We start from the raw sequence: 19,402 nt of genomic DNA on the forward strand, positions 1-19,402 counted from the left end.
TCCGGCCGGTTCTGAGAACCGGCCGTCCAATTGTTTTGCCGAATTCTTCCCGATCGCATAGGATCGCCGCGGTAGCATTGTCCGCTACCGCGTTTGATTTGCGGTCAGGCCGGCCGTGCAGCATCGGTTGGTTTCATGGCGCCCAAGCCTCCTTCCTCGGATGATCAAAAACCCGCGCCGGCGGACGATCCGGAACTGACGAAGAAGCTCGTGCTGGAGGCTGTCGCGCCGCTTTCCGGCGGCAAGGCCGCCGCTGGCGCGCCCTCCGACGATGACAAGGACGACGAAAAGGACGAGCTGGAGCTCGACGACGATGATGATGACGAGGACCTCGTCGTCTTCACCGCCAAGGAAGCCGCCGGCGCGATGGCCACCATCTACGGCTTCGTTCGGCCGTATCTGGGCAATTACAGGAAGCTGCTCGCCTTCGTGACCTTCGGCGTTCTCGTCGAGACGCTGTTCAACGTCATCATGCCGCTCAGCCTGAAATTCCTGATCGACGACGCGCTCGGCGAAGAGGATTTTCAGGCGCTCTACAAGATCCTCGGCGTGCTCGCGGTTGCCGGCATCATCACCTCGATCATCGCGGTCTGGTATGAGCGATGGGATGCGCGGCTGGCGGCGGGCATCATCGCCGACGTGCGGACGCAGTTGTTCGAGCACGTCCAGAACCTGCCGTCCTCGTATTTCGCGCGCACCAAGCGCGGCGAAATTCTCTCGCGCTTCTCGATCGACCTTGCGGCCTTCGAAGGTTCGGTCAAGACCTTCGCCAACAGCGCGGCGCTGCCGTTCCTGGAACTGATCGCAGGCATCATCCTGATGCTGTTTTTGAACTGGCAGCTTGCGGCGGTCGCCCTGCTGGTGTTTCCGATCACGCTGATCGGGCCGCGGATCCTGACGCCGAAGGCGGTGCAGGCGAATTACGAGCAGAAGCTGAATGAATCGGCGCTGCTCGGCACGGTGCAGGAAAACGTGGCGGCGCAGGCCGTGGTCAAGGCGTTCAGCCTGCAACGCCGCACGCTCGGCTGGTTCACCATGCGCAACCAGGAAGTGCGCATCAAGACCGCGTCCGCCGTCTTCCTCTCCACGATGGTGGAGCGCACCGTCACCATTTCAGTGTTGCTGCTGCACCTCGTGGTGCTGGCGATCGGCGCCTATCTCGCCACCAAGGGACAGATCACCATCGGCACCTTCGTCACCTTCGAGAGCGCGTTCTGGGAGGTGTCCTACAACATCGCCCATCTGATGCATTTCATTCCGGTGTCGATCCAGTCGGCGGCGGCAGTGCGGCATATCCAGGAACTGCTGGACGAGCCGTCGCGCGGCGCCGATCGGCCGGGGGCGCCCGATTTGCCGCCCATCACCAACGACATCAGCTTCGAGCGCGTCACCTTTGCCTACGAAGGCAGCGCGACGCCGGTGCTCGATAATTTCAGCCTCAAGCTTGGCGTGGGAAAACGGATCGCGATCGTCGGCCCCAGCGGCTCGGGCAAGAGCACGCTGCTGAATCTGATCCTGCGACTTTACGTGCCGGACGAGGGGCGGGTGGCCATCGATGGCGTCGATATCCGCCGCGTCACCCGGGAATCCCTGCGCAGGGGCATGGCGGTCGTGTTCCAGGAGAACATGCTGTTCAACATGTCGATCCGCGAGAACATCCGGCTCGGCAAGGAGGGCGCCAGCGACGAGGAGGTCGTAGCGGCCGCGCGCAAGGCCGAGATCCACAGCTACATCATGAGCCTGCCGCAGAAATACGACACGCCGGTCGGCGAGCGCGGCGACACGCTGTCGGGCGGCCAGCGCCAGCGCATCGCGATCGCGCGCGCGGTCATCCGCAATCCCTCGCTGCTGCTACTCGATGAGGCGACGTCGGCGCTCGATCAGACCACGGAAGCCGCGATCAACCGCACGCTTCTCAACGTGGCGGAGGGGCGCACCATGGTCTGGTCGACCCACCGTCTGACGTCGGTGGTCGAGATGGACGAGATCATCGTGATTTCAGGCGGCAAGGCGATCGAGCGCGGCTCGCATGCGCAGTTGCTCGCGGCCAACGGCGTCTATCGCAAGCTCTGGGACGACCAGGGCCACACGCCGCACAACGCCGCCGGTCAGGCCGACGACGACAATGAAGACGATGACGATGACGAGGATGATGACGAGGAGTGAGCCCGGCGGTTTGACCCCGCGCTGAGCCCGTTTCGCATCCGCCGCAAGCAGCCTTCGCCGAACCACACCAGGAAGCGCGCCCAGCGCTGTGCACGCCAGTATAGCCCGTTTTCGATCGTGAGCCTGCGGAAGCTGACGGCCTTGGCCATCGACCAGGCGTCGCAGGCCTGCTTGACCGGGTCGTCGTAAAACGAAGCGATCTTGTCCGCGTCCATACCCTCGGTCGCAAGCCATGCCGGGATATGGACGTTGCAGAGCTGGGCGACGTCGGTGAATACCTTGTCGGTGCCGGTGCCGGTAACCGGGCAGGTGTGCGCAAAGGCATCGCCGACCAGAACGACGCCCGGTTGGCGATAGCCGGTTGAGACATAGAGATCGGCGGGCCTGATCTTGACGTCGCCGGCAACGCCGTATTCGCCGATGATGCGGCGCAGCCTCGGCAGCGCGGCATTCATGGTCTCGACCGGCCGCTTCCGCATCTCGCGCAGCCAGGGGTCGTCGACCTCGCGGTAGACGAAAAGGTTGGCCCGCATCCGGCTCCCGATAGGGAAGAGCGTCACATAGGCGACCCGCTCCTTTACCCTTTCGGAAAAGTAGGTCAGGGCGGGAAATTCGAAGGCCGGGCGGCCGACCGGCATCAGGTCGAATCCGATCGAAATGGAATGGCTGACGCTGATGATCTGGCGCTCGATGCCGAGATTGCGGCGCAGCCCGACACTCAGGCCATTGGCCAGCACCACCAGCCGCGCCGAGATTATTTCGCCGTTGGACAGCGTGACCTTCTGCCGTTCCGCGCTGGTCGATACATCGGTCACCTTGGCGTAGATGAGTTCGGCGGGGGCTGGGATTTCGGCGCGAATCGCGCCGATCAGCGCGTCGTACATGATGCCGTATTGGCGGCTCGGCTTCTTGTCGAGCAGGTAGCCGAATCGTGCGATCCAGTTTTCGCCGTCATGGGTGGCCGAGCGAAGCACCGAGTCGGCGATTCCGGTCTGGTAAAAACGATCGAGCTGCTCGTCGCCGCTGATTTTTTCGACGCGGAAGTCGAATGGATAGGCCTGATGCGGATCGATCAGTACAGTTGGAATCCCCGCGCGTCCGAGCATGGCGGCCGCGGTCGAGCCGGCAAGGCCGCCGCCGATGATCGCGATGTCGGTATACTTCATGGGGAATCCCGGCCTCGAATTGCTAGTTTTGCCCCCCGAATGGCAAACAAATGCTTAGCCGGGAAAAACTGGAACCGGAAAATGTTGTTTCTGGATATATTTATCCGGGTATAAATACCGGCTCGGACGGTACCTGCCAAGGCAGGCGAGGGCCGATTCCGCACCTCGCGAATTCATTTCAGCGCTCAGCGGATCGGTGCGAAGCGTTGAATCCGCAGACGCCATAGGCGTTTCCAGCGTTCTCGTTTCGCTTGACTTAGCTATCCACCGCTTATAGAAGACGGCCACTTAACGACAGGCGGTGAGCAACGCCAGCGTCGGAACGGAACACCCTTTCAAATCCTTACGGAAGTTTCCTAAGGGACCTGAACGGGCACCAACCTCGACGAATGCCGCTCAAACGCTGTCGATCATATTGCTAGGCACTGCCAGGACGATTTTGGTTCTCTTGAGCACGTTCTCTTGAGGGTGAATTCGGATGCATGACCTCGGTAGCAGGCCGGACAGCGAAAGCTGATCGGTCTTCACTTGCGGTCCTCTGTGGCGTCGAAGCGCTTTCCGCTCAGCGATGAGTGGTTGGCGTGATTTCGTTTTGCGTGGAAGTTTTTTCACGCAAAGCGGGCCGAACGGAACGGCTAGTTCCGAGAAGAATTTGCGAAAGCCATTCAAGGTTTCGCGCGAACTAAAGGGTGAAGGCTGACATGCCGACGATCAACCAGCTGATCGCAAATCCGCGTGCGGTGCAGAAGTCACGCAAGAAGGTGCCGGCGCTGCAGCAGTCGCCGCAGAAGCGCGGCGTCTGTACGCGCGTCTACACCACGACCCCGAAGAAGCCGAACTCGGCGCTTCGTAAGGTCGCCAAGGTGCGCCTGACCAACGGCTTCGAGGTGATCGGCTACATCCCGGGTGAAGGCCATAACCTTCAGGAGCACTCGGTGGTCATGATCCGCGGCGGCCGCGTCAAGGACTTGCCCGGCGTGCGCTACCACATTCTCCGCGGCGTCCTCGATACCCAGGGCGTCAAGAACCGTAAGCAGCGTCGTTCGAAGTACGGCGCGAAGCGTCCGAAGTAATCGGGAACAGATCAGATGTCTCGTCGCCATTCTGCTGAAAAGCGTGAAGTGAACCCGGATCCGAAGTTCGGGAACATCATCATCACGAAGTTCATGAACTCGATCATGTACGACGGCAAGAAGTCTGCCGCCGAGAGCATCGTCTACGGCGCGCTCGCCATGATCGAAACCAAGACCAAGCAGGGTCCGCTGCCGGTGTTCGAGCAGGCGCTGGAAAACGTCATGCCGACCATCGAAGTGCGGTCGCGCCGCGTCGGTGGCGCCACCTACCAGGTGCCGGTCGAAGTGCGTTCGGTTCGCCGTCAGGCGCTGGGCATTCGCTGGATCATCACGGCGGCCCGCGATCGGAACGAAAAGACGATGACGGAGCGGCTCTCGGCCGAGCTGCTCGACGCGTCGAACAACCGGGGTAACGCCGTCAAGAAGCGTGAAGACGTGCACCGGATGGCGGAAGCCAACCGTGCCTTCTCGCATTATCGCTGGTAACGGCGAAAAACGGATTTAAGGAACAGCCCATGCCCCGCGTTCATGCCATAGAGAACTACCGCAACTTCGGTATTATGGCGCACATCGATGCCGGCAAGACCACGACCACCGAGCGCATCCTTTATTACACCGGCAAGAGCCACAAGATCGGCGAAGTGCACGAAGGTGCCGCGACGATGGACTGGATGGAGCAGGAGCAGGAGCGTGGCATCACGATCACCTCGGCTGCGACCACCGCGTTCTGGAACGGCAAGCGCCTGAACATCATCGACACCCCCGGCCACGTCGACTTCACCATCGAAGTCGAGCGTTCGCTGCGCGTGCTCGACGGCGCCGTGTGCGTGCTCGATTCCAACCAGGGCGTTGAGCCGCAGACCGAAACCGTCTGGCGCCAGGGCGACAAGTACCGCGTTCCGCGCATCGTCTTCGCCAACAAGATGGATAAGACCGGCGCTGATTTCTATAAGTGTCTCGACGACATCGTCGACCGCCTCGGTGCCAAGCCGATTGCGATCCAGCTTCCGATCGGCTCCGAGAACAACTTCAAGGGTCTGGTCGATCTCGTCCGCATGAAGGGCGTGGTCTGGGAAGACGAGGCGCTCGGCGCCAACTTCAAGGACATCGACATTCCGGCTGACCTCGTCGACAAGGCGAAGGAATACCGCGAGAAGATGCTGGAAGCCGCCGTCGAGCTCGATGACGACGCGCTTGCGGCCTACCTCGATGGCAAGGAGCCCGACGAGGCGACGCTGAAGCGGCTGATCCGTAAAGCCGTGCTGACTGGCGCCTTCTATCCCGTGCTGTGCGGTTCGGCCTTCAAGAACAAGGGCGTGCAGCCGCTGCTCGACGCCGTGGTCGACTATCTGCCGTCGCCGGTCGACGTGCCCGCGATCAAGGGCATCGATGATGACGGCAACGAAGTCCTGCGCAAGGCGGACGACAAGGAGCCGCTGGCTCTGCTCGCGTTCAAGATCATGGACGATCCGTTCGTCGGCACCATCACGTTCTGCCGCATCTACTCCGGCGTTCTTGCCAGCGGCACCGGCGTGGTCAATTCGACCCGCGAGAAGAAAGAACGTATCGGCCGCATGCTGCTGATGCATGCGAACAACCGCGAAGACATCAAGGAAGCCTATGCCGGCGACATCGTCGCGCTGGCCGGCCTGAAGGAAGCGCGCACCGGTGACACGCTGTGCGATCCCGACAAGCAGGTGATCCTCGAAAAGATGGAATTCCCGGAGCCGGTGATCGAGATCGCGATCGAGCCGAAGTCGAAGGCCGACCAGGAAAAGCTCGGCGTGGCGCTGGCGAAGCTTGCTGCGGAAGATCCGTCGTTCCGCGTGTCGACCGACCAGGAGTCCGGCCAGACCATTCTCAAGGGCATGGGCGAACTCCACCTCGACATCAAGGTCGACATCCTTCGCCGCACCTACAAGGTCGACGCCAACATCGGCGCGCCGCAGGTGGCGTTCCGCGAGCGGGTCACCAAGCGCGCTGAAGTCAAGTACACGCACAAGAAGCAGACCGGCGGTACCGGTCAGTTCGCCGAAGTGTCGATCATCGTCGAGCCGAACGAGCCCGGTAAGGGCTACGAGTTCGAGTCGAAGATCGTCGGCGGCGCGGTGCCGAAGGAATACATCCCCGGCGTCGAAAAGGGCCTCAACAGTGTGATGGGTTCGGGCGTGGTCGCCGGCTTCCCGGTGGTGGACGTCAAGGTCCAGCTGGTCGACGGCAAGTATCACGACGTCGACTCCTCGGCGCTGGCCTTCGAAATCGCATCGCGCGCGGCATTCCGCGAAGCGCTGCAGAAGGGCAAGTCCGTTCTGCTCGAGCCGATCATGAAGGTCGAGGTGGTGACCCCGGAAGACTATACCGGTTCCGTCATCGGCGACCTGAATTCGCGGCGCGGCCAGATCCAGGGCCAGGACATGCGCGGCAATGCCAACGTCATCAACGCGATGGTGCCGCTCATGAACATGTTCGGGTACGTGAATAACCTTCGCTCGATGAGCCAGGGACGCGCGACCTTTACGATGCAATTCGATCACTACGCTGAAGCGCCGGCGAACGTGTCGGCAGAAGTCCAGAAGAAGTTTGCCTGATTGTCGTTGGTTCAAAGCTAACGACTGAACGGAGAGTCAAATGGCCAAAGCAAAGTTTGAACGTAATAAACCGCACTGCAACATCGGAACCATCGGTCACGTCGACCATGGCAAGACCTCGCTGACCGCAGCGATCACCAAGGTGCTGGCTGAAACCGGCGGTGCGACGTTCACGGCGTACGACCAGATCGACAAGGCGCCGGAAGAGAAGGCGCGCGGCATCACGATCTCGACCGCCCACGTCGAATACGAGACCCAGAACCGGCACTACGCCCACGTCGATTGTCCGGGCCACGCCGACTACGTGAAGAACATGATCACCGGCGCAGCGCAGATGGACGGCGCGATCCTGGTCGTGTCGGCCGCCGACGGCCCGATGCCGCAGACCCGCGAGCACATCCTGCTCGCCCGTCAGGTCGGCGTTCCCGCGCTCGTCGTGTTCCTGAACAAGTGCGACATGGTCGACGATCCGGAGCTGCTCGAGCTCGTCGAACTCGAAGTCCGCGAACTGCTTTCGAAGTACGAATTCCCGGGCGACACTATCCCGATCATCAAGGGTTCGGCGCTGGCCGCCCTCGAAGATAAGGACAAGGCGCTCGGTCACGACGCCATTCTCGAGCTGATGAAGAACGTCGATTCCTACATTCCGCAGCCGGAGCGTCCGGTTGACCAGCCGTTCCTGATGCCGGTCGAAGACGTGTTCTCGATCTCGGGCCGCGGTACGGTTGTGACCGGTCGCGTCGAGCGCGGCATCGTCAAGGTCGGCGAGGAAATCGAAATCGTCGGTCTGCGCGAAACCCAGAAGACCATCGTCACCGGCGTCGAAATGTTCCGCAAGCTGCTCGATCAGGGCCAGGCCGGCGACAACATCGGTGCGCTGCTCCGCGGTACCAAGCGCGAGGAAGTCGAGCGTGGCCAGGTGCTGTGCAAGCCGGGTTCGGTCAAGCCGCACACCAAGTTCAAGGCTGAGGCCTACATCCTGACCAAGGAAGAGGGCGGTCGTCACACCCCGTTCTTCACCAACTATCGGCCCCAGTTCTACTTCCGCACCACCGACGTGACCGGCGTCGTGCATCTGCCCGAAGGCACCGAAATGGTGATGCCGGGCGACAACATCGCGATGGAAGTGCACCTGATCGTGCCGATCGCGATGGAAGAAAAGCTGCGCTTCGCGATCCGTGAAGGCGGCCGCACCGTCGGTGCCGGCGTCGTCGCAAGCATCATCGAGTAAAGAGAAAACGAAAAGCGGATAGCGAATGATTTCATTCGCTATCCGCCGCTCACTACTCGCATCAAGCGACGAAGAAAGAGACAACGGCAATGAACGGCCAAAATATTCGCATCCGTCTCAAGGCGTTCGACCATCGTATCCTCGATACGTCGACCCGCGAGATCGTGAACACGGCGAAACGTACCGGTGCCCAGGTTCGCGGACCTATCCCGCTGCCCACCCGCATCGAGAAGTTCACCGTCAACCGTTCGCCGCACGTCGACAAGAAGAGCCGCGAGCAATTCGAGATGCGCACCCACAAGCGCCTTCTCGACATCGTCGACCCGACCCCGCAGACCGTCGATGCTTTGATGAAGCTCGACCTGGCCGCCGGTGTCGACGTCGAGATCAAGCTCTAAGATTTTCAGGATCGTCCGAAGTTAGCGGACAGAAAGAACAGGAAGCACGCCGATGCGCTCCGGAGTGATCGCACAAAAGGTCGGGATGACGCGGGTCTTTACGGAGACCGGTGAACATATCCCTGTGACCGTGCTGAAGCTGGGCAATTGCCAGGTGCTGGGCCACCGCACGACCGAGAAGAACGGTTACGTTGCGCTGCAGCTCGGTTCGGGTACCCGCAAGACCGTCTATCTGCCGAAGGCAGAGCGCGGCCAGTTTGCGGTGTCCAAGGTCGAGCCCAAGCGGAAAGTCACCGAGTTTCGCGTGTCGGAAGACGCGCTGATCCCGGTTGGCGCCGAAATTCAGGCGGACCATTTCGTGGTCGGCCAGTTCGTCGACGTCACCGGTACCTCGGTCGGTAAAGGTTTTGCCGGCGGCATGAAGCGCTGGAATTTCGGCGGTCTGCGCGCCACCCACGGTGTGTCGGTTTCGCATCGTTCGATCGGTTCGACCGGCGGACGCCAGGATCCCGGCAAGACCTTCAAGAACAAGAAGATGCCCGGTCACATGGGTGTCGACCGCATCACCACGCTCAATCTGCGTGTGGTGCAGACCGACGTCGAGCGCGGCCTGATCCTCGTCGAAGGCGCCGTTCCCGGCTCCAAGGGCGGCTGGATCTCGGTGCGCGACGCCGTCAAGAAGCCGCTGCCGAAGGAAGCTCCGAAGCCCGGCAAGTTCAAGGTCGCCGGCGGCGAGCAGGCTCAGGCTCCGGCCGAGCAGGAGGGCGCGTGAGATGGAACTGAAAGTCACGACCCTTGAAGGCAAGGAAGCTGGTTCGGTCCAGCTCTCGGACGCGATCTTCGGTCTCGAGCCGCGTGCCGACATCATCCAGCGTTGCGTGCAATGGCAGCTCAACAAGCGCCAGGCTGGAACGCACAAGACGCAAGGTCGCGCCGACGTCTGGCGCACCGGCAAGAAGATGTACAAGCAGAAGGGCACCGGCGGCGCCCGTCACGGCTCGGCCCGCGTGCCGCAGTTCCGCGGCGGTGGCCGTGCGTTCGGTCCGGTGGTTCGCTCGCACGCGACCGACCTGCCGAAGAAGGTGCGCGCGCTGGCGCTCAAGCATGCTTTGTCGGCCAAGGCCAAGGACGGCGGCCTGATCGTGATCGACAATGCGCAGATCAAGGACGCCAAGACCAAGGCGCTGGTCGGTCATTTCTCAGGGTTGGGCCTGACCAATGCGCTGATCATCGACGGCGTCGAGGTGCACGCCGGTTTCGCGACCGCTGCGCGCAACATTCCGAATATCGACGTGCTGCCGATCCAGGGCATCAACGTCTACGACATTCTGCGTCGTCAGAAGCTCGTGCTGACGAAGGCGGCAGTCGATGCGCTGGAGGCGCGCTTCAAATGAAGAATATCGATCCGCGCCATTACGACGTGATCGTAGCACCCGTCGTCACCGAAAAGGCGACGGTTGCGTCCGAGCACAACAAGGTCGTGTTCAGGGTCGCCGCCAAGGCGACCAAGCCGCAAATCAAGGAAGCCGTCGAAAAGCTGTTCGACGTCAAGGTGAAGAGCGTGAACACGCTGGTCCGCAAGGGCAAGACCAAGGTGTTCCGCGGCAATTTCGGTTCGCAGTCGGACGTGAAGCGGGCTGTCGTGACCCTCGAAGAGGGCCACCGCATCGACGTCACTACCGGACTATAAGGCGATACAGCGATGGCATTGAAAACATACAATCCGACGACGCCGGGCCAGCGCCAGCTGGTGATGGTGGACCGTTCGGCCCTCTACAAGGGCAAGCCGGTAAAGGCGCTGACCGAGGGCAAGCTCGGCAATGGCGGCCGCAACAACACCGGCCGCATCACCGTGCGTTTCCGCGGCGGCGGCCACAAGAAGTCCTACCGCCTAGTGGACTTCAAGCGGAACAAGGTCGACGTTCCCGCCGTCGTCGAGCGGCTGGAGTACGATCCGAACCGCACCGCGTTCATCGCGCTGATCAAGTATCAGGACGGCGAGCAGGCCTACATCCTGGCGCCGCAGCGTCTGGCTGCGGGCGACACGGTGGTTGCCGGCAACTATGTCGACGTCAAGCCCGGCAACGTCATGCCGCTCGGCAACATGCCGGTCGGCACCATCATCCATAATATCGAGATGAAGATCGGGAAGGGCGGCCAGATCGCGCGTTCGGCCGGCACCTACGCCCAGATCGTCGGTCGCGACCAGGACTACGTCATTCTGCGCCTGAACTCGGGCGAGCAGCGCCTGGTGCACGGTCGTTGCCGCGGCACCATCGGTGCGGTGTCGAACCCCGATCACATGAACATCTCGATCGGCAAGGCCGGCCGTACCCGCTGGCTGGGCTGGCGTCCGCATAACCGCGGCGTCGTCATGAACCCGATCGACCATCCGCACGGCGGCGGCGAAGGCCGCACCTCGGGCGGCCGCCACCCGGTCACACCGTGGGGCAAGCCGACCAAGGGCAAGAAGACCCGTTCGAACAAGTCGACCAATCGATTCATCCTCCTAAGCCGCCACAAGCGGAAGAAGTAAGGAACGCCGGACATGGTACGTTCAGTCTGGAAAGGCCCGTTCGTCGAAGCGTCTCTGCTCAAGAAGGCAGATACTGCGCGCGCGTCCGGCCGTCACGACGTCATCAAGATCTGGAGCCGCCGCTCGACCATCCTGCCGCAATTCGTCGGCCTGACGTTCGGCGTCTACAACGGACAGAAGCATGTGCCGGTGTCGATCAACGAGGAAATGGTGGGTCACAAGTTCGGCGAGTTCTCGCCGACCCGTACCTTCCATGGCCATTCTGGCGACAAGAAAGCCAAGAAGGCTTGAGGAATAGACGATGAGCAAACCAAAGCGCGAACGTGTCCTTGCGGACAACGAGGCCAAGGCAATTGCCCGGATGCTGCGCGTCAGCCCGCAGAAGCTCAATCTTGTCGCGCAGCTGATCCGCGGCCGGAAAGCGTCTGCTGCGCTCGCCGACCTGCAGTTCTCGCGCAAGCGGATCGCTGTCGACGTCAAGAAGTGCCTGGAATCGGCGATCGCGAACGCCGAGAACAACCACGACCTCGAAGTCGACGATCTCGTCGTCGCCGAGGCGCATGTTGGCAACGGCATCGTGATGAAGCGTTTTTCACCGCGCGGCCGTGGCCGTTCGGGGCGTGTCTATAAACCGTTCTCGCACCTGACCATCGTGGTTCGTCAGGTCGAGGCCGAGGCTGGCGCTTAAGGGCGCGGGAGAATACGATGGGTCAAAAGATCAATCCAATCGGACTGCGTCTGGGCATCAACCGGACCTGGGATTCCCGTTGGTTCGCCGGCAAGAACGAGTACGGCAAGCTGTTGCATGAAGACGTCAAGATCCGCGAGATCCTGCACAAGGAGCTCAAGCAGGCGGCCGTCGCCCGCATCGTGATCGAGCGTCCGCACAAGAAGTGCCGCGTGACGATCCACTCGGCGCGTCCGGGTGTGGTGATCGGCAAGAAGGGCGCCGACATCGACAAGCTGCGCAAGCGGGTTGCCGACATCACGGCTTCCGACGTCGTCATCAACATCGTCGAAATCCGCAAGCCCGAACTCGACGCTACCCTGGTCGCCGAATCGATCGCCCAGCAGCTCGAGCGCCGCGTCGCGTTCCGCCGCGCCATGAAGCGGGCGGTGCAGTCGGCGATGCGTCTCGGCGCCGAAGGCATTCGTATCAACTGCTCGGGCCGGCTCGGCGGCGCCGAAATCGCGCGCATGGAATGGTATCGCGAAGGCCGCGTGCCGTTGCACACGCTGCGCGCCGACATCGATTACGGCGTGGCGACCGCGTTCACCACGTTCGGCACCTGCGGCGTCAAGGTCTGGATCTTCAAGGGTGAGATCCTCGAGCACGACCCGATGGCCCAGGACAAGAAGATGGCCGAAGGCGACAACACCCGGCCGCGCCGCGACGCTGCGTGAGACATTAGAGAAGGTTTGAGGGCTTAAAGCCATGATGCAACCAAAGAAAACGAAGTTCCGGAAGGCGCATAAGGGCCGTATCCACGGCGTTGCGACTTCGGGTGCGACGTTGTCGTTCGGTCAATTCGGCCTGAAGGCGATGGCGCCCGAGCGCATCACCGCCCGCCAGATCGAAGCCGCGCGCCGCGCGCTGACCCGTCACATGAAGCGCGCCGGCCGCGTCTGGATCCGCGTGTTTCCGGACTTGCCGGTGTCGAAGAAGCCCGCCGAAGTCCGCATGGGTTCCGGCAAGGGTACGCCGGAATTGTGGGTGGCGCGGGTCAAGCCCGGCCGCGTGATTTTCGAGATCGACGGCGTCACGGTGCAGACCGCCAAGGAAGCGCTCTCGCTCGCTGCCGCCAAGCTGCCGATCAAGACGCGCTTCGTCGCGCGCATTGCGGAGTAACGTCATGGCCCCGATGAAAGTTGAAGACATCCGCGCGATGAGCGACGACCAGAGGGACGACGCCGTCCTCAATCTGAAGAAGGAACGTTTCAACCTGCGTTTCCAGCGCGCCACCGGGCAGCTGGAGAACACCTCGCGGCTGCGCGAAGCCCGCCGCGATATCGCCCGCATCAAGACCATCGCCGCGCAAACGCGCGCGAAGAAGAAGTAAGAGGCCTTATCATGCCGAAACGTACCCTTCAGGGCGTGGTCGTGAGCGACAAGCAAGCCAAGACGGTGGTGGTGCGCGTCGATCGCCGCTTCACCCATCCGATCTACAAGAAGACGATCCGCCGCTCCAAGAACTACCACGCACACGACGAGAACAGCGAGTTCAAGCCGGGCGACATGGTGTGGATCGAGGAGAGCAAGCCGATCTCCAAGTTGAAGCGCTGGACCGTGGTCCGGGGCGAACAGAAGAAAACCGCCTGAGTTCGTTCGGCCTGGCCGGACGGGTAATCAGGAAAAATTTTAGGCGCTAATTCGAGCGCATCAGAAAGAGGACGAGGTGCATCAATGATTCAGATGCAGACCAACCTCGACGTGGCCGATAATTCAGGCGCACGCCGTGTCATGTGCATCAAGGTGCTGGGGGGCTCCAAGCGCCGCTATGCAACCGTGGGCGACGTTATCGTCGTGTCGATCAAGGAAGCGATTCCGCGCGGCAAGGTGAAGAAGGGCGATGTGATGAAGGCCGTCGTGGTGCGGGTCCGCAAGGACATCCGCCGCGCCGACGGCTCGGTCATCCGCTTCGACCGCAACGCCGCCGTGTTGATCAACAACCAGTCGGAGCCGGTCGGCACCCGTATCTTCGGGCCCGTGCCGCGCGAGCTGCGCGCCAAGAACCACATGAAGATCATCTCGCTTGCGCCGGAGGTGCTGTGATGGCTGCCAAGATCCGGAAAGGTGACAAGGTCATCGTGTTGAACGGCCGCGACAAGGGCCGTACCGGCGAAGTATTCGAGGTCCGCCCCGCCGAGAACAAGGCGCTGGTGCGTGGCATCAACATGGTGAAGCGTCACCAGAAGCAGACCCAGAACCAGGAAGGCGGCATCATCTCCAAGGAGTCGCCGATCCACCTGTCCAACGTCGCCTATGTCGGCAAGGACGGCAAGCCGACCCGCGTGGGCTTCAGGATTCAGGCTGATGGCAAGAAGGTACGCATTGCCAAGAGCTCGGGAGCAGAGATCGATGGCTGATACCGCTTACACGCCGCGCCTGCGCGCGCAGTTCGACAAGGAAATCCGCGGCAAGCTGACCGAGCAGTTCGGCTATGCCAACGTCATGCAGGTGCCGCGGCTGGACAAGGTCGTGCTCAACATGGGCGTCGGCGATTCCGTCAACGACCGCAAGAAGGCCGAGACCGCGGCTGCCGAACTGACGCAGATCGCCGGCCAGAAGGCGATCGTGACCTATTCGCGCGTCGCGATCGCGACCTTCAAGCTGCGTGAGAACCAGCCGATCGGCTGCAAGGTCACGCTGCGCAAGGCCAGGATGTACGAGTTCATCGATCGCCTGGTGAACGTGGCGCTGCCGCGCGTGCGTGACTTCCGTGGCCTCAATCCGAAGAGCTTCGACGGCCGCGGCAACTACTCGCTCGGCATCAAGGAGCACATCATTTTCCCCGAAATCGATTTCGACAAGGTTTCGGAAGCTCGCGGTATGGACATCACGGTCTGCACCACGGCGAAGACCGACGACGAGGCGCGTGCCTTGTTGACCGCATTCAATTTCCCGTTCCGGCAGTGAGACGCAGTTAAAGCCTCTCAAACGCGGAAACCCAGGAGCCAAGCATGGCAAAGAAGAGTTCGATCGAGAAGAACAACCGGCGCAAGCGGATGACGAAGAACGCCGCCCCGCAGCGTGCGAAGTTGAAGGCGATCATCGCCGACAAGACCCGGCCGATGGAAGAGCGGTTCGCGGCGACGCTGAAGCTGGCCCAGATGCCGCGCAATTCGTCGGCGACGCGCATCCGCAACCGCTGCGAGCTGACCGGTCGTCCGCGCTCGAACTACCGCAAGAACAAGCTTTCCCGCATCGCGCTGCGTGAACTCGGCTCCAAGGGCCTGGTTCCCGGGCTCGTGAAGTCGAGCTGGTAAGGAGGGTCGTCAAGATGTCAACGCACGATCCGATTTCCGATCTCATCACCCGCATTCGCAACGCGCAGATGCGTTCGAAGTCCAAGGTCTCGACCCCGGGCTCGAAGATGCGCGCCAGCGTGCTCGAAGTGCTGAAGTCCGAGGGTTACATCCGCGGCTACGCCAGCGTCGAACATGCTTCGGGCCGCAGCGAGCTCGAGATCGAGTTGAAATATTTCGACGGCGAGCCCGTCATTCGCGAGATCGAGCGGGTCTCCAAGCCGGGCCGCCGCGTTTACGCCTCGGTGAAGAACCTGCCGCGCGTGAACAACGGTCTCGGTATTTCGGTTTTGTCGACGCCGAAGGGAATCATGGCTGACCACGCCGCGCGTGACGCGAATGTGGGCGGCGAAATTCTCTTCACGGTGTTCTGAGGAAGGATTGAAGCCATGTCACGTGTTGGCAAACGGCCCGTTCCGATCCCGTCCGGTGTGACGGCGAGCGTCGAAGGGCAGACCGTCAAGATGAAGGGGCCGAAGGGCCAGCTTCAGTTCGTCGTGCATGACGACGTTGAAGTGAAGTTCGAGGACGGCGCGGTCAAGGTCGCGCCCCGGATCGAAACCAACCGGGCGCAGGCCATGTATGGCACCGCGCGCGCGCAGGTCGCCAATCTGGTCGAGGGCGTCACCAAGGGTTTCGAGAAGAAGCTCGAGATCACCGGCGTCGGTTACCGTGCTGCGCTGCAGGGCAAGAACCTGCAGCTCGCGCTCGGCTACAGCCACGACGTCGTCTACGCGATCCCGGAAGGCATCACCATCGTGGTGCCGAAGCCGACCGAGATCACGATCACGGGCACCGATTCCCAGCGGGTCGGCCAGGTCGCCGCGGAAATCCGCGCCTACCGTCCGCCGGAGCCCTACAAGGGCAAGGGCGTGAAGTACGCCAACGAATTCATCTTCCGCAAGGAAGGCAAGAAGAAGTAACGGAGCCGGTCATGTCACTCAAGGTCACGAATGCCCGGCGCAAGCAGCGCGTGCGCAACTCGCTGCGCCGGTCCGCCAATGGACGTCCGCGTCTGTCGGTATTCCGTTCGTCAAAGCACATCTATGCCCAGGTCATCGACGACCTGAAGGGCGAAACGCTGGCTTCCGCCTCGTCGCTGGAAAAGACCATGCGCGAGAGCGGCAATACCGGCGCCGACATCGATGCGGCCAAGGCCGTCGGCAAGCTGCTGGCGGAACGCGCCGTGAAGAACGGCGTCAAGGAAGTGGTGTTCGACCGCGGTCAGTATCTCTATCACGGGCGCGTCAAGGCGCTCGCGGATGCGGCCCGCGAGAGCGGACTGAGCTTCTAACGAACTGTTTTGGATAATTACGAGGACAGGGGCTTTACTCCCCTAAAGATTGGAAAACACCATGGCAGGTGAACGCGAACGCGGCGGACGCGAACGGAGCAGGGATCGCGAAGAGCGCGACAGCGAGTTCGTCGACAAGCTCGTCCACATCAATCGCGTGGCGAAGGTCGTCAAGGGCGGCAAGCGCTTCGGCTTTGCGGCGCTGGTCGTGATCGGCGACCAGAAGGGCCGGGTCGGTTTCGGCCACGGCAAGGCGCGCGAAGTTCCCGAGGCGATCCGCAAGGCGACCGAGTCGGCGAAGCGCAATTTGACGCGCGTTGCCCTGCGCGAAGGCCGCACGCTGCATCACGACATCGCCGGCCGCCACGGCGCCGGCCGCGTCTACCTGCGCGCCGCTCCGGCCGGTACCGGCATCATCGCCGGCGGCCCGATGCGCGCGGTGTTCGAAACGCTCGGCATCCAGGACGTGGTGGCGAAGTCGATCGGCTCGTCGAATCCCTACAACATGGTTCGCGCCACCTTCGACGCGCTGAAGCATCAGGATTCACCGCGTTCGGTGGCGGCACGCCGCAACATCAAGGTATCCACGCTGCAGTCGCGCCGCGTCGGTGGCGACGCCGAAGTGGTGGCTGAATAACTGGCGCGATTTTCAGCGCTTTTTGGAGTTAAGACGATGGCCAAGGCCGCAAAGACGATCAAGGTCGAGCAGACCGGCAGCGCGATCCGCCGCCACCACTCGCAGCGTTCGACGCTGATCGGCCTCAAGCTCAACAAGATCGGTCGTGTCACCGAGCTGCAGGACACGCCTGCAGTTCGCGGCATGATCGCCAAGGTTCAACATCTCGTCCGCATCGTCGGCGAGAAGTAAGTAAGGAGCAGCATGATCCCGGAAAGTGGGGACCGGTTTTCGGTTAAGATCATGCTCTCGAGAGAAAAAGGAATTTCGCGATGAAGCTCAGCGATATCGCCGACAACGCCGGCTCGCGCAAGAAGCGGATGCGTGTCGGCCGAGGCATCGGTTCAGGCAAGGGCAAGACTTCGGGCCGCGGCGGCAAGGGCCAAACCGCGCGTTCGGGCGTGCGCATCAAGGGCTTCGAGGGCGGCCAGATGCCGTTGCATCGGCGCCTGCCGAAGCGCGGCTTCAACAACATCTTCCGGCTCGACTTCGCCGAGATCAATCTCGACCGGCTGCAGGAGGCGATCGACGCCAAGCTGGTCGACGCCAAGGAAACCGTCACCGTCGAATCGCTGGTGAAGGCGGGCGTGATCCGTCGCGCCAAGGACGGCCTGCGGCTGCTCGGCCGCGGCGAACTCAAGGCCAAGCTCGCGATCGAGGTGCACGGCGCCTCCAAACCCGCGATTGCTGCGGTCGAGAAGGCCGGCGGCACGGTGAAGATCCTGGCCCCGGCCAAGAAGGAAGACGGCGAGGCGGCGTAACTTCTGCGTCATCGCCCGCTGAATGCCGGGCGATCCGCACGATCGACCAATGGACTTATCGAAGCCGAGCACCAAATAATGTCCGGCGTCTGCCGATAGGCCCCGACCGGGGATCGGCTTGGGGGGCGGCGGGAGAAAGCCTGATCATGGTCTCAGCAGCAGAACAACTCGCGGCAAACCTCAATTTCGGCGCCTTGGCGAAAGCCGACGAACTGAAGAAGCGCATCTGGTTCACACTGGGTGCGCTGCTTGTTTATCGGCTCGGCACCTATATCCCGCTGCCCGGCATCGACCCCGCGATCTGGGAGCAGGTGTTCAAGTCGCAGGCCGGCGGCATTCTCGGCATGTTCAACATGTTCGCCGGCGGCGGCATCCACCGCATGGCGATCTTCGCGCTGAACATCATGCCGTACATCTCGGCATCGATCATCATCCAGCTCCTGACCACGGTTTCTCCGCAACTCGAGGCGCTGAAAAAGGAAGGCGAGGCCGGCCGCAAGACGCTGAACCAGTACACCCGCTATCTGACGGTGATCCTGGCCTCGTTCCAGTCATACGGCATCGCCGTCGGCCTTCAGGGCGCCGGCAACGTCGTCAGCGACCCCGGCCCGTTCTTCCTTATCTCCACGACGATCACGCTAACCGGCGGCACCATGTTCCTGATGTGGCTCGGCGAGCAGATTACCTCGCGCGGCATCGGCAACGGCATTTCGCTGATCATTCTGGCCGGCATCGTCGCCGAATTGCCTTCGGCGCTCGCCAACATGCTGGAACTGGGACGCCAGGGTGCGCTGTCGACCGGCCTGATCCTGATCGTGATCGTGATGGCGGTCGCCGTGATCGCCTTCATCGTGTTCATGGAACGCGCGCAGCGCAGGCTCCTGATCCAGTATCCGAAGCGCCAGGTCGGCAACAAGATGTTCGAGGGCCAGTCCTCGCATCTGCCGCTCAAGCTCAACACCTCGGGCGTGATCCCGCCGATCTTCGCCTCGTCGCTGCTGCTGCTGCCGGCCACCGTTGCCAACTTCAACGCCGGCAAGGGCCCGGAATGGTTCCAGTGGCTCAACACCCAGCTCAGCCACGGCCGTCCGCTGTTCCTGTTCCTCTATCTGGCGCTGATCGTGTTCTTCGCCTTCTTCTACACCGCGATCGTGTTCAACCCGACCGAGACCGCCGACAATCTGAAGAAGCATGGCGGCTTCATCCCCGGCATCCGCCCGGGCGAGCGCACCGCCGAATATATCGACTACGTGCTGTCGCGTATCACCGTGCTCGGCGCGATCTATCTGGCGATCGTCTGTCTGATTCCCGAAATCCTGATTTCCTACGCTTCGGTGCCGTTCTACTTCGGTGGAACCTCGCTTCTGATCGTCGTCAGCGTGACCATGGATACGGTGGCACAGGTGCAGGGCTATTTGCTGGCCCATCAGTATGAGGGGCTGATCAGGAAATCCAAACTGAGGGGCCGCCGCCGCTGATCTCGCGGA

Annotated in this window: 28 protein-coding genes; 27 read left to right on the forward strand and 1 reads right to left on the reverse strand. The window is 62.2% G+C overall.

Annotated features, from left to right (window positions below; genetic code table 11):
- The first annotated feature begins 135 nt into the window (after positions 1-135).
- Positions 136-2,166, forward strand: coding sequence for an ABC transporter ATP-binding protein (locus tag ACVWVY_RS23490; RefSeq protein WP_456628613.1), 2,031 nt, complete (start codon positions 136-138; stop codon positions 2,164-2,166).
- On the opposite strand, the gene ACVWVY_RS23495 is transcribed toward ACVWVY_RS23490, so the two are convergent.
- Positions 2,109-3,332: an FAD-dependent oxidoreductase gene (locus ACVWVY_RS23495; protein WP_456628614.1), complete on the reverse strand. Its 1,224-nt coding sequence runs from the start codon at positions 3,330-3,332 to the stop codon at positions 2,109-2,111. The two genes, ACVWVY_RS23490 and ACVWVY_RS23495, sit on opposite strands and share 58 nt — an antisense overlap.
- Positions 3,333-4,033: 701 nt before the next feature.
- Here ACVWVY_RS23495 and rpsL point away from each other — a divergent pair.
- The 26 genes from rpsL (at position 4,034) to secY (ending at position 19,393) form a co-directional block, all read left to right on the forward strand.
- Positions 4,034-4,405: a 30S ribosomal protein S12 gene (gene rpsL / locus ACVWVY_RS23500; RefSeq protein WP_025588683.1), complete on the forward strand. Its 372-nt coding sequence runs from the start codon at positions 4,034-4,036 to the stop codon at positions 4,403-4,405.
- A 15-nt stretch (positions 4,406-4,420) separates the two neighbouring features.
- Complete coding sequence (gene rpsG / locus ACVWVY_RS23505; protein WP_334439099.1) at positions 4,421-4,891, forward strand: 30S ribosomal protein S7; 471 nt, start codon at positions 4,421-4,423, stop codon at positions 4,889-4,891.
- A gap of 29 nt (positions 4,892-4,920) precedes the next feature.
- On the forward strand, positions 4,921-6,993 hold the full coding sequence (gene fusA, locus ACVWVY_RS23510; RefSeq protein ID WP_456628615.1) for an elongation factor G: 2,073 nt from the start codon (positions 4,921-4,923) through the stop codon (positions 6,991-6,993).
- A 40-nt stretch (positions 6,994-7,033) separates the two neighbouring features.
- The gene (tuf, locus tag ACVWVY_RS23515; RefSeq protein ID WP_456628616.1) at positions 7,034-8,224 is read left to right on the forward strand and encodes an elongation factor Tu; all 1,191 of its coding nucleotides are present in this window, start codon (positions 7,034-7,036) and stop codon (positions 8,222-8,224) included.
- A gap of 89 nt (positions 8,225-8,313) precedes the next feature.
- Positions 8,314-8,622 (forward strand): 30S ribosomal protein S10, encoded by a 309-nt coding sequence (gene rpsJ / locus ACVWVY_RS23520; protein ID WP_002712302.1) that lies wholly within the window; start codon positions 8,314-8,316, stop codon positions 8,620-8,622.
- Positions 8,623-8,674: 52 nt separating this feature from the next.
- Positions 8,675-9,394, forward strand: coding sequence for a 50S ribosomal protein L3 (rplC, locus tag ACVWVY_RS23525; protein WP_334385801.1), 720 nt, complete (start codon positions 8,675-8,677; stop codon positions 9,392-9,394).
- A gap of 1 nt (position 9,395) precedes the next feature.
- On the forward strand, positions 9,396-10,016 hold the full coding sequence (gene rplD / locus ACVWVY_RS23530; RefSeq protein ID WP_456628617.1) for a 50S ribosomal protein L4: 621 nt from the start codon (positions 9,396-9,398) through the stop codon (positions 10,014-10,016).
- Complete coding sequence (locus ACVWVY_RS23535) at positions 10,013-10,312, forward strand: 50S ribosomal protein L23 (protein WP_456628618.1); 300 nt, start codon at positions 10,013-10,015, stop codon at positions 10,310-10,312. The genes rplD and ACVWVY_RS23535 overlap by 4 nt, the downstream gene beginning before the upstream one ends.
- Positions 10,313-10,324: 12 nt before the next feature.
- A complete protein-coding gene (gene rplB, locus ACVWVY_RS23540; protein WP_212420848.1) occupies positions 10,325-11,158 on the forward strand; it encodes a 50S ribosomal protein L2 in 834 nt (277 codons plus the stop codon).
- A 12-nt stretch (positions 11,159-11,170) separates the two neighbouring features.
- A complete protein-coding gene (gene rpsS, locus ACVWVY_RS23545; protein ID WP_214491133.1) occupies positions 11,171-11,449 on the forward strand; it encodes a 30S ribosomal protein S19 in 279 nt (92 codons plus the stop codon).
- Positions 11,450-11,459: 10 nt separating this feature from the next.
- Positions 11,460-11,846 (forward strand): 50S ribosomal protein L22, encoded by a 387-nt coding sequence (gene rplV / locus ACVWVY_RS23550; RefSeq protein ID WP_456628619.1) that lies wholly within the window; start codon positions 11,460-11,462, stop codon positions 11,844-11,846.
- Between the two features lie 17 nt (positions 11,847-11,863).
- Entirely contained in the window at positions 11,864-12,562 is a 699-nt protein-coding gene (gene rpsC, locus ACVWVY_RS23555) for a 30S ribosomal protein S3 (protein WP_074828492.1), read from the forward strand.
- Positions 12,563-12,593: 31 nt separating this feature from the next.
- Positions 12,594-13,007, forward strand: coding sequence for a 50S ribosomal protein L16 (gene rplP, locus ACVWVY_RS23560; RefSeq protein WP_025588649.1), 414 nt, complete (start codon positions 12,594-12,596; stop codon positions 13,005-13,007).
- A gap of 4 nt (positions 13,008-13,011) precedes the next feature.
- Positions 13,012-13,218, forward strand: a complete 207-nt coding sequence (gene rpmC, locus ACVWVY_RS23565) for a 50S ribosomal protein L29 (protein WP_025588647.1) — start codon at positions 13,012-13,014, stop codon at positions 13,216-13,218.
- Between the two features lie 11 nt (positions 13,219-13,229).
- Positions 13,230-13,478 carry a 30S ribosomal protein S17 gene (rpsQ, locus tag ACVWVY_RS23570; RefSeq protein ID WP_057843583.1) on the forward strand — a complete coding sequence of 83 codons (249 nt, stop codon included), beginning with the start codon at positions 13,230-13,232 and terminating at the stop codon, positions 13,476-13,478.
- 84 nt (positions 13,479-13,562) lie between these two features.
- Entirely contained in the window at positions 13,563-13,931 is a 369-nt protein-coding gene (gene rplN, locus ACVWVY_RS23575) for a 50S ribosomal protein L14 (protein WP_011473865.1), read from the forward strand.
- Entirely contained in the window at positions 13,931-14,245 is a 315-nt protein-coding gene (gene rplX, locus ACVWVY_RS23580; protein WP_456628620.1) for a 50S ribosomal protein L24, read from the forward strand. Before rplN ends, rplX begins: the two co-directional genes overlap by 1 nt.
- Positions 14,238-14,795 carry a 50S ribosomal protein L5 gene (gene rplE, locus ACVWVY_RS23585; RefSeq protein ID WP_456628621.1) on the forward strand — a complete coding sequence of 186 codons (558 nt, stop codon included), beginning with the start codon at positions 14,238-14,240 and terminating at the stop codon, positions 14,793-14,795. The genes rplX and rplE overlap by 8 nt, the downstream gene beginning before the upstream one ends.
- Before the next feature lie 44 nt (positions 14,796-14,839).
- A complete protein-coding gene (gene rpsN, locus ACVWVY_RS23590; protein ID WP_025588640.1) occupies positions 14,840-15,145 on the forward strand; it encodes a 30S ribosomal protein S14 in 306 nt (101 codons plus the stop codon).
- 14 nt (positions 15,146-15,159) lie between these two features.
- Positions 15,160-15,558, forward strand: a complete 399-nt coding sequence (gene rpsH, locus ACVWVY_RS23595; RefSeq protein ID WP_057834252.1) for a 30S ribosomal protein S8 — start codon at positions 15,160-15,162, stop codon at positions 15,556-15,558.
- A gap of 15 nt (positions 15,559-15,573) precedes the next feature.
- Positions 15,574-16,107, forward strand: coding sequence for a 50S ribosomal protein L6 (gene rplF, locus ACVWVY_RS23600; RefSeq protein ID WP_456628622.1), 534 nt, complete (start codon positions 15,574-15,576; stop codon positions 16,105-16,107).
- An 11-nt stretch (positions 16,108-16,118) separates the two neighbouring features.
- Positions 16,119-16,478, forward strand: coding sequence for a 50S ribosomal protein L18 (gene rplR / locus ACVWVY_RS23605; protein WP_456628623.1), 360 nt, complete (start codon positions 16,119-16,121; stop codon positions 16,476-16,478).
- Positions 16,479-16,539: 61 nt separating this feature from the next.
- Positions 16,540-17,115, forward strand: a complete 576-nt coding sequence (gene rpsE, locus ACVWVY_RS23610; RefSeq protein WP_028349043.1) for a 30S ribosomal protein S5 — start codon at positions 16,540-16,542, stop codon at positions 17,113-17,115.
- Between the two features lie 36 nt (positions 17,116-17,151).
- Positions 17,152-17,346: a 50S ribosomal protein L30 gene (gene rpmD / locus ACVWVY_RS23615; protein ID WP_456628624.1), complete on the forward strand. Its 195-nt coding sequence runs from the start codon at positions 17,152-17,154 to the stop codon at positions 17,344-17,346.
- An 80-nt stretch (positions 17,347-17,426) separates the two neighbouring features.
- A complete protein-coding gene (gene rplO / locus ACVWVY_RS23620; protein WP_456628625.1) occupies positions 17,427-17,915 on the forward strand; it encodes a 50S ribosomal protein L15 in 489 nt (162 codons plus the stop codon).
- Positions 17,916-18,061: 146 nt separating this feature from the next.
- Positions 18,062-19,393, forward strand: coding sequence for a preprotein translocase subunit SecY (secY, locus tag ACVWVY_RS23625; protein ID WP_456628626.1), 1,332 nt, complete (start codon positions 18,062-18,064; stop codon positions 19,391-19,393).
- Positions 19,394-19,402 lie beyond the last annotated feature (9 nt).

It is taken from the genome of Bradyrhizobium sp. URHC0002 (assembly GCF_054059515.1).